Consider the following 10,668-nt stretch of genomic DNA (forward strand, 5'->3'; position numbering starts at 1 on the left):
GGCCAGAACGCGGATGGAGGTGATCGGCGTTTTCAGCTCGTGGGACACGTTGGATACGAATTCCTGCCTGGACTGGTCCACAGCCTTCAGGCTCTGGAGGGTCTTGTTGATGGCCCTGGAGATCTGCTTTGTCTCCCGGTAGGATTCCTCCGCAATATCTTCATCCAGCCCCCCCTCTGCCACCCGGTCCAGGAATTTCACAATGGCCCGGAAGGGCTTCACGAAAAATCCGACGGCAAAGAACGCCAGGATCAGACAGAGGATGAACACCGTAAGCTGATACAGGGATGCCTTATCCAGAAGCGCCTCCTCCATATTGAACATGCTTTCTGTGGATACCGTCACCAGCATGACGCCCGCCGTTTTCGGACTCTTCCTGGCATCCGCCGTCTGGACCGTATCCGCAATGGGCACCGCCAGGATAAAATAATGCTTTTCCGTATCATACCGGCTGGTGGTCTCGCCCTGGAAGCAGCGCAGTGTCTCATCGGAAATACAGATCTTTCCCTCTGCCAGGGAAAACGTATCCTTCACGATCCGGAAGCCGGAGTTTACAATGAGGATCCGGCCGTTGAAGATATCGGCCAGCATGGACAGCTCCGTATCCGTTCCCGACGTATCCACGCCGGAATTGCCTAGATATCCGTTTCTGGACATTTTATTGCTCAGGATCTGGCACTGGTTCTGCACGTCGATGATCCGACGCTCCACCTGCATCTGCCTGGAGGACTGGGCTATGAGCCGTCCCTGGATAAGCAGCGGGATCATACAGGCCGCCACCACGAACAGCAGCATGGGAACCCTTATGCTGGGCGTATGCTTATGATAAAATTCCCCGATCCTGCTTCTGATCCACTTCATATTCCTCTACCATCTTTCTTGTGGCGGTCACCGCCAGGCTTCCCGGTCCGATATGGCAGGAGATGCTCAGGGAAAGCGGCGCCACAATAATATCGGCACTGGGATATTTTTCCTGTAATTCTTTCCGGAACTCCTCCGCCGCCTCTGCGTTCTGTGTATGGGCAATGGCCAGATGCGAATACTGGCACTGGCTGTCGCCGAGCCTGGTCTCCAGTTCCTTCTGGATGGAATTCAGCATCAGCGTCCTGGCCTGCTTCATGGTCCTGGCCTTGGCAAAGGCATCCAGCTTCTCACCCAGGATGATGAGCACCGGCTTGATCTTTAAAAGAGTTCCCAGAGCTGCTGCCGCCGGGGTGATCCGCCCGCCCTTTTTTAAGTATTTAAGCGTATCCACTGTGATAAAGATCACCGAATCGCCCTTTGTCTCCTCCAGACGCTCCTTGATCCTTGCTCCGTCAGCCCCCTGGGCGGCCAGCATCAGCGCATCCTTCACCGACTGGTACTGGGTCACGGAGACCCTCTGGTTGTCCACCACAAATACCTTTCCCTCATAGGCCTCGTCCATGGATAAGGCCATGGCCGTTTCACAGGAGCTGGAAAGCCCGCTGGACATTGGGATGTGGACCACCTGATCGTACTCCTTTAAAAGCCGGTCCCAGAGACCGGTCACATCAGCCGGGGACGGCTGGGAGGTGGAAATATCCGCATCCCCCTTTAACCGGCCGTAAAATTCCTCCTGTGTCAGGGTTATATCTTCAAAATATGTTTCTCCATCGATCATAAACGGCATGGGAAGGACCGTGATCCCCATTTCCTCTGCCTGTTTCTGCGTAATTCCGCTGTTGCTGTCAGTCACAACCGCAATCTTCATACATGGACCCCTCTCTAAAAATTTTTATACCCTCCCATTTTACCCGATTTCCCCGAGAAATGGAAGCACAAAACCAGAGAAAGTATAGACCTTTTTTTGTTTTTATTATATAATGAATTTTAACCAGCAGAAAGGAAGTTCATCATTATGCCATACTGTCCAAAATGCGATATGGAATTTGTGGAGGGCGTCACCGTATGCACCGACTGCGGCGGTCCCCTTGTGGAATCCAGGGAAGCGGCCCAGGCCCAGAAGGCGGCTGAAAAGGAAAAACTGGAGCAGGAGATGCGCCTCCGGTATGAAGAGATGCAGAAGGCGGCAAAAGAAATGGAAAAACAGCCGGCCAGGCAGCCGGTTGGTACCTATGTGAAAAAAGAGCAGCGCTATGAGGATATGAATTCCTCTGCCTCCGCCTTTTTCCTGGTGGGCGGCGTACTGGCCTTGATCGCTGCTGTGAATCTCCTGGGGTATCTGCCCCTGCCTCTTTACGGCGTTTCCCGCATCCTCTTCCATGTCCTTCTGATCCTCATGGCCGCCGGCTCCATCGCCGTGGCTGTATCCTCGAAAAAATCTGCGGCCCGGTTAAAGGTCCAGGCAGCGGATGAGGAAAAAGAAACGGAGGATATCCTCCAGTGGTTTTTAAAGACCTACTCTGCCAGAGGGCTGGACGACCAGCTTCTGATGGAGGATCCGGAGCTTTCCGGGGAAGAGCTGGAGCTGAAGCGGTTTGAACTGATCCAGGATTACCTGGTGACTGGAAGGGATCTGCCGGACCAGTCCTATGCAGACGCCCTCTGTGACATGATCTACGAACGCCTTTACGGAAAAGCCTGATACATACCGCAGTCTCCGGGAGCTGCTGCAAAAGGAAACCTTAGAAACCTCTTTTGCAGCAGCTCCCTCTTTCTATTCATACCGGACGATCTCTTTCTTTAGCCGCTTCATGATCTTCTTTTCCAGTCTGGAAATGTAGGACTGGGAGATCCCCATAAGATCCGCCACCTCTTTCTGGGTCATCTCCATGCCGTCGGGCTGCTTTAAGCCGAACCGCAGCTCCACGATCTTCTTTTCCCTGGGGTTCAGATGGTCGATGGCATTCTTTAAAAGATCCTTTTCGATCTCGTCCTCAATGTCCTTATAGATCACATCCTCGTCTGTTCCCAGAATATCCGAAAGGAGCAGCTCGTTCCCATCCCAGTCCACATTAAGAGGCTCGTCGATGGAAACCTCCAGCTTCGTCTTACTGGTCCGCCTTAAATACATGAGGATCTCATTTTCAATGCATCTGGACGCATACGTGGCCAGCTTGATATTTTTCGCCGGATCAAAGGTATTGATGGCCTTGATGAGCCCGATGGTCCCGATGGAGATCAGATCCTCCACCCCAACGCTGGTATTATCGAATTTTTTCGCTATGTAGACCACCAGCCGCAGATTATGTTCGATGAGCCGGGATCTGGCTTCCTTTTCCTCCTCAGTCCCAAGGCAGGCCAGAGTCCTGGTCTCCTCCTCCAGGGTCAGAGGCGCCGGCAGGACGTCGGCTCCGCCGATATAATGGATCTCTCCCTGGTTCTGCATGAGTATCGTGCGAAAGGTCGCCGTCTTTTTCAGCCTGAAGCGGCTGGGCACTGAGATTTTTATGATCATCTTCATTCCTCCTTAAACCACAAATTGCTCCGGGATCAGCATGGTAAAACCGCCGTCCCCCGACAGCGGCTCTCTGGCCACCGCCACCACCGGTCTCTGGATCTCCACCGTCCTTTTTTCCCATACGATCTCCATTTTCTCGAATATCACGGCCGGAAGCAGACCTGCCCGGGTCCCCACGGCCCGGTAGGGGATATAGACCACACCGTCCACCGAATCGCAGAAGCCCTTCAGGTCCCCGATGTATACCACGCTTACTGGCTTTCCGGAGACTGGCTCCCGGAGCCGGTTTCCCGAATCTGCCAGGGCCTTGAACTCTCTCTGCTCTCCCCTGTAAAAAAGCCTCACCAGAAACCGCTCCCTCCCCCGTTCCTTTTCCCTTAAAGCCATCTTAAAAAAGAGTCCCGCCATGACCGCCGCTCCAGAAGCCGCCGCCAGGCTTTCCCAATCCGTTAGCCAGAATATCTCTTTTAAGGAAAACAGGCTCCCTCCCAGGATACAGGCCGCCCCCAGCAGAAGCCCGTCAGCCTTTAAGAGCTCTCCAGGCGTCCCTGGAGAAAAAGCCATCCAGCACATGAGGCTTCCGATGCCGGCTGCCGCCAGAAAAAGCTCTGCCGCTGCCGGAAGGACAGGAAACACAGCAAGGACGCAGTTACAGACGCTTCCGGCTGCCGCTGCAGCCAGAAATCCCGGGACCCGCATCGGCATCCTCCCTAAACAGGAGGCCAGATACAGGGCCAGAAGATCCAGGAAGAAGACCCAGAGGAAAAATAAGTCCAGATAAAACTCATATTCCAAAGGCGCTCCCTCCTTTTTTGCAGAAGGTCCGCAGCCATAAAGGCATAAAGCGGCTGCGGCAGAACTTATTATAGCCCTGCCTCCCCACATATTTTGTCAGATCCTCTGGAAAAGCCTTATTATTTATCGCCTTTTTTCTTCATTTCCCGCGAAAGCCAGAGTGAAGCCTCCGCGTTTTCTCTTTTGCTGGAAATACCGACAGAACAGTCAGATGTCTTTGAATTTTGCAAGAAAGGAATTTATATTTATTCTGCTCTTTTATATTTGGATTTTTATGACGAATCCGTCTGTGAACTGGTAAGATCAAAGGAGACGCGGCGCCGCTGAAAGCTGCGGCGCCTGTCACATTCTGAAAAGTTAGAATCTATCTGCGGTTCTTTAAGAAGTCCGGAATATTGATCTGTGTCTCTTTATGAGCCGGACGGTAGACCGGTGTGCTGTTGGGGATATTTAACTGGGGAGCTGCTGCAGCTGCTGCCTCTCCGGCTGCCGGCGCAGCAGTCCTCGGCATGGGAGATACCGGTTTCTGGACAGAGGGAGCCGGTACCTTCTGCTTATAATTGGTGAAATCCTTCATGGCCCGTTCCACAGGAGTATTGGCTCCGTGGGCGTCCAGTCCGGTGGCGATCACGGTGATCGTAGCCTCGTCCTCGGCATTTTCATCATACATGGCGCCGAAAATGATATTGGCATCGTCACCGGCCAGCTCCTGAACGTAGCTGGCAGCCTCATTGGCCTCGATCAGGCTGATATCGCCGGAAATATTGAAGATCACATGGGAAGCGCCTTCAATGGTAGTCTCAAGGAGCGGGCTGGATACGGCCTGCTTCACTGCCTCTAAGGCCTTGTCATCGCCCTTGGCCTTACCGATACCGATATGGGCGATTCCCTTGTCCGTCATAACGGTCTGGACATCAGCGAAGTCCAGGTTGATGAGGCCGGGAACGTTGATCAGGTCTGTGATCCCCTGTACGGCCTGCTGGAGCACCTCATCGGCCTTCTTTAAAGCATCCGGCATGGTTGTCCGCCTGTCAACGATCTCCAGAAGACGGTCATTGGGGATCACGATCAGGGTATCCACTGCATTTTTCAGGTTTTCAATTCCCTCCAGGGCATTGTTCATACGCTGCTTTGCCTCAAAGCGGAAGGGCTTTGTCACAACGCCGACTGTAAGGATCCCCATATCCTTGGCGATCCTGGCGATCACAGGAGCCGCGCCCGTACCGGTGCCGCCGCCCATACCGCAGGTAACGAATACCATATCCGCACCCTTCATGGCCTGCGCCAGCTCCTCCTGGCTCTCCTCGGCAGCCTTTTCACCGATCTCCGGCTTTGCGCCTGCGCCCAGCCCCTTTGTGAGCTTCTCGCCGATCTGCATGGCCGTGGGGGCCTTACAGAACTGGAGCGCCTGCTTATCGGTATTGATCCCGATGAATTCTACTCCCAGGATATTCTCTTCCACCATGCGGTTTACTGCGTTATTTCCGGCGCCGCCGACACCGATCACAAGAATCCTTGCGGCATTCTCTGCCTCATTTATTTTTATTTCTAACAAGAACGTCTCCTCCTTTTAAACTTCCACTGCGTTTCTTTTGCGGAAATAGTCCAAATTAATCTAACATATATCATATTTGATTTTTGAAAAAATATCAACTATTATTTTCACAAACTTTATTTCTTTTTGAAGGTATATGTGGGCGTACTGTTGGTTTCGTCATAGGTATCCAGATACAGGGTGCCGGAAAGCCCGGAAAGCTCCGGAAGGATGCCGGAAAGCTCCGTTACCTTTCCGTCCAGATCCTCAGAATCCCCCAGCTCCACCACCACATCGCCGATATGGAGCCGGATCTCCCCGGCTCCTGCCATGGAGCTGTGATAATCCACCTTGTCCACCTTCACCTCATGGACCGACAGCACCTGGGTCAGATTTAAGATCTCCCCAAAGGTATCGGGATCTGCCACAGGAAGGGGCTGGTGCAGGATAATATGGCCGAAATCCAGTCCTGTGATCCACGGCACGCCTGGAAGCTGCTCCACAGAGCTCTCCACGATGATGCCGTCCTTATCGAAATACATATAGCTGCTCATATACGAAACGTAGCCTACCACGCTTTTTTCAAAGACCACGATCTCGATCTTTGTGGGGCTCTTGAATTCGATCTTATATTCCTCGATGAACGGGATGGATTTATGCTCCCTGAACCGGTTCTCGTAATAACAGAACGCCGAATTTCTGGACCATTTTCCGCCAAGGACCAGATCGATGACCTGCTCCTCTGTATAGTGGCTGTTTCCCGTGACCTTGATCTCCTTAATGCGGACTGCAAAAACAAGGGCAGCCAGAAGGAGCAGGATCCCAAGAAGGATCCCTGCCACTGCCAGGACCTTCTTTCCTCTCCTTCTCCTCCGGTAGCCATAGCCCGCGTATCCTCTTCTTCTCCTCATCCTATTACCTGTACTCCCATCCTGTCTGGCCGGTATCCGGCTGTCATGAAGTTCCTAGAGCCAGCAGATCTCCGCGCCCAGGCTCCCAAGATCCCGGCAGAGATCCTCATAGCCGCGCTGGATATGCCGGCAGCTCCCAATGATCGAAAGGCCGTCTGCCGCCAGGCCTGCCAGCACCAGGGCCGCCCCGCCTCTCAGATCCGGCGCATCTGCGATCCCGGGCCTTAAGGGATACGTTCCCAGGGCCACGGCCGTCTGTCCCTCTATACGGATCCTGGCTCCAAACTGCCGCAGCAGGGCCGCCGCCGCAAATCTGGCTTCAAAAACGGTTTCTGTGATCCGGCTCTCCCCGCAGGCCACAGAGGCCGCCGCCAGGAAGACCGACTGGAGATCCGTGGGAAATCCCGGATAGGGACCGGTACAGAGCGAAACAGGACCGGGCCTCTGATCCATCCGCAGACGGATCTCCTTTTCTCTTTCTTTTATGGATATGTCAGCGCCCATGCGCCTTAAAATGTAAACCGGCTCCCGTAGGTCCTCCGGCTCCGCTCCCATAACGGTCACGTCTCCCGCCGTCATGGCGGCGGCCGCCAGATACGTTCCGGCACAGATCCGGTCCCCGCCCAGAAAAAATTCCGCAGGATACAGACGCCTTACGCCCTCCACAGCGATCCGGCTCTTCCCTGCGCCGCGGATCCTGGCTCCCATGGCGGCCAGGAACCGGCAGAGCTCCATGATCTCCGGCTCTCTGGCACAGTTTTCGATCTCTGTCTCTCCCTCTGCGGTCACAGCCGCCAGGATAGCATTTTCCGTGGCTCCCACGCTGGGATAGGAAAACCGGATCCTGGCTCCCCGGAGCCGGTCTGCCCGGGCCAGGATCATGCCTCCAGCCTCAAAAAAGGAAGCCCCCAGCCGCTTTAGGGCGTACAGATGCAGGTCGATGGGCCGCTTTCCAATGACACAGCCCCCGGGATAATACGTCACCGCCTCTCCCCGTCCCGCCAGGAGCGGTCCCAGAAGGAGACAGGACGAGCGCATTTTCCCAACGTATTCCTCGGGGATCCTGTGGCCGGACGATGCTTTTGTATCCACCGTCAGGACTCCTTTTTCCAGGCTGCATTTACAGCCCAGGCTTTCCAATATCCCCATCATGGAAAAAACGTCCTCGATCTCCGGCACATGACGGATCACGGTGACGCCATCGGCCAGCAGAGACGCCGCCATCATGGGCAGCACCGCATTTTTGGAACCCTGGATCCCAACGGTTCCCTTTAAGGGCCTTAAGCCCTGGATCTGTATTGCAGACAAACGGATCCCCCCAGATGCATGCTATACAGTATCCTATGCAGCGGACAGGCCCGGTGTTCCTCCTTATCCTTATCTCTCCAGCTTTATCTGGTTGGACACGCTGAGAGCCATGCCCATCTCCACCATGAGGAACAGCACCGAGGTGCCTCCATAGCTGATGAACGGCAGAGTGATGCCCGTATTGGGGATCACATTGGTCACCACGGCAATGTTTAAGATCACCTGGATGGCAATGTGGGCCATGACTCCCACCACCAGAAGGGCCCCAAAAAGATCCGGCGCATTTCCAGCGATCAGCATGAAACGGTAGATCATGAATAAAAAGATCAGGATCACCGATATGGCCCCGAACAGGCCCAGCTCCTCGCAGATGATGGCAAAGATCATATCGTTCTGGGGCTCCGGAAGGAAGCTGAGCTTCTGGATGCTCTGTCCCAGCCCCTTGCCCAGAAGGCCTCCGGAGCCGATGGCGTAAAGCCCCTGGAGCACCTGGTAGCCTCCGTCCCTGGGATACGCCTCCGGATTCTTCCACACCAGGATCCGGCTCAGCTGGTAGGATTCCAGGATCCCGGCCTTTTCCAGGCCCATAGCGATCATGGGCGCAAAAATGAACACTGCCGCCCCCAGCGCCATGGAAAGGATGAAGATCCATTTTTTCTTACAGGCAATGAACATCATCACAAAGCCGATGCCCACGATGATCAGGCCGGAGCTTAAGTTATTGGCCATGACCATCAGGGCCAGCGGGGCGATCAGGACGATCAGCATTCCCCAGCTCCTCCACTCATCGATCTTTTTCCCCAGCCGGGTGATCACCACCGCCAGCACCAGGATCACCGTCACCTTTACAAGCTCTGTGGGCTGGAACCGCACGGACCTGGTCCCCAGCCACCGCTTCTGTCCGTTGACCTTGATCCCCAGGCTGGTGAAATTCACCAGAAACATACAGATATAGGATACCACGATGGCCGGAACGGTAAATTTCGCAAAAAAGTGGTAATCCATCTTGGAAATGACCAGCATGGCCGCAAAGCCTGCCAGAGCTATGTATCCCTGCCGTTTCATATAATAGGCCGGTCCCTGGCCCAGGACCTGGGCGTTGTAGGAGCTGGAGCTGTATATCATCACCAGGCCGAACACGGTCAGGAAGATGATGGTAAACAGCAGGCTGTAATCATAAAAACGCCTGGGCTTTTTCTTTTTGGGCTGGGGCTGGGGACGGCTGGCTTCCGTCCGTCCCCTCTGCTCCGGATGCCCGGCCCTTCTGCGGTCATTTACAGATTGTTCACGCATTCCTTAAAGATCCGCCCCCGCTCTTCATAATTTTTAAACATTCCCCAGCTTGCACAGGCCGGAGAAAGCAGCACATAATCGCCGGCATTGGCGTAGGAGGCACAGACCTGGACAGCCTCCTGCATATCCTCTGCGTACATGATATCCGTGAGCCCATGTTTTTTTGCACACTCGGCGATCTTATCCCTGGTCTGGCCGATAAGCACCAGATACCGCACCTTTCCGTCAAAGCTTTCGATCCACTCGTCATATTCCGAATGCTTGTCATAGCCTCCGGCGATCAGCAGCGTGGGCCCCGGCATGGCGCGGATGGCCTGGATGGCCGCATCCGGGTTGGTCCCCTTGGAATCGTTATAGTAGGTGACTCCGAACCGCTCCCGCACGAACTCGATCCGGTGCTCCACCGCCTTAAAGGCCATGCAGGCCTCGCGGATCACAGGGATGGGCACGCCCATCTGGAGGGAGATGGCCACAGCTGTCATCACATTTTCATGGTTGTGGCCGCCGATGATCTGGAGATCCTTGACATCCAGCACAGGCTCCGTCTTTCCGCCGTGGCGGTATACGATCCTGTCGCCGTCCATATATACGCCCTGGTCCAGCTTTTCCCTCCGGCTGAAATAGATCACCTTGCTCTTTAAGGTGGAACCAAAGGCACGGAGCTCCGGATCGTCATAATTTAATACACAGGAATCCTCTTCTGTCTGGTTCCTGGCGATCCCCTCCTTTACCTGGATGTAGCAGTCCATGGTCTTATGGCGGTCCAGGTGGTCCGGAGTGATGTTGGTGATGGCCGAAACATTGGGATGGAACTCCATAATGGTCTCAAGCTGGAAGCTGGAGACCTCGGCCACCGTCACCGATTCCTCCGTGGTCTCCCTGGCATGGGCCGTATAGGGATCACCGATATTTCCAACTACAAATACGCTGTTAAAGAAATGCCTCATGATCTCGCCGGTCAGGGCTGTCGTGGTGGTCTTTCCGTTGGTTCCGGTGATGGCGATGAGCTTTCCCTGGGAACAGTGATAGGCCAGCTCGATCTCGCTCCAGATGGGGACCCGGGCCTCGTCCAGAACAGCCACAAAGGGTGCTTCCAGGGAGATACCCGGACTGATGACGCAGAGCTCCACGCCGGAAAGATCCAGCTTCTTCAGTTCTCCTAAGATCACGGAGACCTTTGCGCCCTCATCAAAATTTTTCTTTAATTCCTCGGCGGAAAGCTTCTCATTTCCGTCATATAATACCACTTCCCCGCCCTGGGCCAGAAGAAGCTTTGCCGCTGCGATCCCGCTGATGCCGGTTCCGGCAACTAATACTTTCTGTGACATGAATATTCCTCCCTGCTATAATCCTAAGTAAGCAACCAGACAAAGGATTGCCGTGATGATGGAAAATACGGCGACGACTCTCGTTTCAGACCATCCGCACAGTTCAAAGTGATGATG

At 54.4% G+C, this 10,668-nt stretch carries 10 protein-coding genes and 1 pseudogene; 1 reads left to right on the forward strand and 10 read right to left on the reverse strand.

The annotated features are described in order from the left end of the window. A partial coding sequence (locus WIH05_RS12585) for a histidine kinase dimerization/phospho-acceptor domain-containing protein (RefSeq protein WP_337425465.1) occupies positions 1 to 861 on the reverse strand: 861 nt, incomplete at its 3' end. Then, the gene (locus WIH05_RS12590; RefSeq protein ID WP_158359346.1) at positions 821 to 1,732 is read right to left on the reverse strand and encodes a DegV family protein; all 912 of its coding nucleotides are present in this window, start codon (positions 1,730 to 1,732) and stop codon (positions 821 to 823) included. The genes WIH05_RS12590 and WIH05_RS12585, both read right to left, overlap by 41 nt. Before the next feature lie 147 nt (positions 1,733 to 1,879). Here WIH05_RS12590 and WIH05_RS12595 point away from each other — a divergent pair, with 147 nt between their 5' ends. Continuing rightward, positions 1,880 to 2,566, forward strand: a complete 687-nt coding sequence (locus tag WIH05_RS12595; RefSeq protein WP_022273146.1) for a hypothetical protein — start codon at positions 1,880 to 1,882, stop codon at positions 2,564 to 2,566. Positions 2,567 to 2,638: 72 nt separating this feature from the next. On the opposite strand, the gene sigE is transcribed toward WIH05_RS12595, so the two are convergent. The 8 genes and pseudogenes from sigE to WIH05_RS12635 form a co-directional block, all read right to left on the reverse strand. Then, a complete protein-coding gene (sigE, locus tag WIH05_RS12600) occupies positions 2,639 to 3,379 on the reverse strand; it encodes an RNA polymerase sporulation sigma factor SigE (protein WP_158359350.1) in 741 nt (246 codons plus the stop codon). Positions 3,380 to 3,391: 12 nt separating this feature from the next. Then, positions 3,392 to 4,177, reverse strand: a complete 786-nt coding sequence (locus WIH05_RS12605; protein WP_022273148.1) for a sigma-E processing peptidase SpoIIGA — start codon at positions 4,175 to 4,177, stop codon at positions 3,392 to 3,394. A gap of 364 nt (positions 4,178 to 4,541) precedes the next feature. Further along, a complete protein-coding gene (gene ftsZ, locus WIH05_RS12610) occupies positions 4,542 to 5,732 on the reverse strand; it encodes a cell division protein FtsZ (protein WP_337425466.1) in 1,191 nt (396 codons plus the stop codon). A 116-nt stretch (positions 5,733 to 5,848) separates the two neighbouring features. Next, complete coding sequence (locus tag WIH05_RS12615; protein WP_215653630.1) at positions 5,849 to 6,622, reverse strand: FtsQ-type POTRA domain-containing protein; 774 nt, start codon at positions 6,620 to 6,622, stop codon at positions 5,849 to 5,851. Between the two features lie 54 nt (positions 6,623 to 6,676). Then, positions 6,677 to 7,930 (reverse strand): UDP-N-acetylglucosamine 1-carboxyvinyltransferase, encoded by a 1,254-nt coding sequence (murA, locus tag WIH05_RS12620; protein WP_215653631.1) that lies wholly within the window; start codon positions 7,928 to 7,930, stop codon positions 6,677 to 6,679. 69 nt (positions 7,931 to 7,999) lie between these two features. After that, positions 8,000 to 9,223: a putative peptidoglycan glycosyltransferase FtsW gene (locus WIH05_RS12625; protein WP_022273830.1), complete on the reverse strand. Its 1,224-nt coding sequence runs from the start codon at positions 9,221 to 9,223 to the stop codon at positions 8,000 to 8,002. Next, positions 9,205 to 10,557: a UDP-N-acetylmuramoyl-L-alanine--D-glutamate ligase gene (murD, locus tag WIH05_RS12630; RefSeq protein ID WP_262427658.1), complete on the reverse strand. Its 1,353-nt coding sequence runs from the start codon at positions 10,555 to 10,557 to the stop codon at positions 9,205 to 9,207. Before murD ends, WIH05_RS12625 begins: the two co-directional genes overlap by 19 nt. 9 nt (positions 10,558 to 10,566) lie before the next feature. Then, a pseudogene (locus WIH05_RS12635) lies at positions 10,567 to 10,668 on the reverse strand (phospho-N-acetylmuramoyl-pentapeptide-transferase); the annotation flags it as partial.

It is taken from the genome of Alitiscatomonas sp. (genome assembly GCF_037242085.1).
GTDB classification, from domain to species: Bacteria; Bacillota; Clostridia; order Lachnospirales; family Lachnospiraceae; genus Alitiscatomonas; species Alitiscatomonas aceti.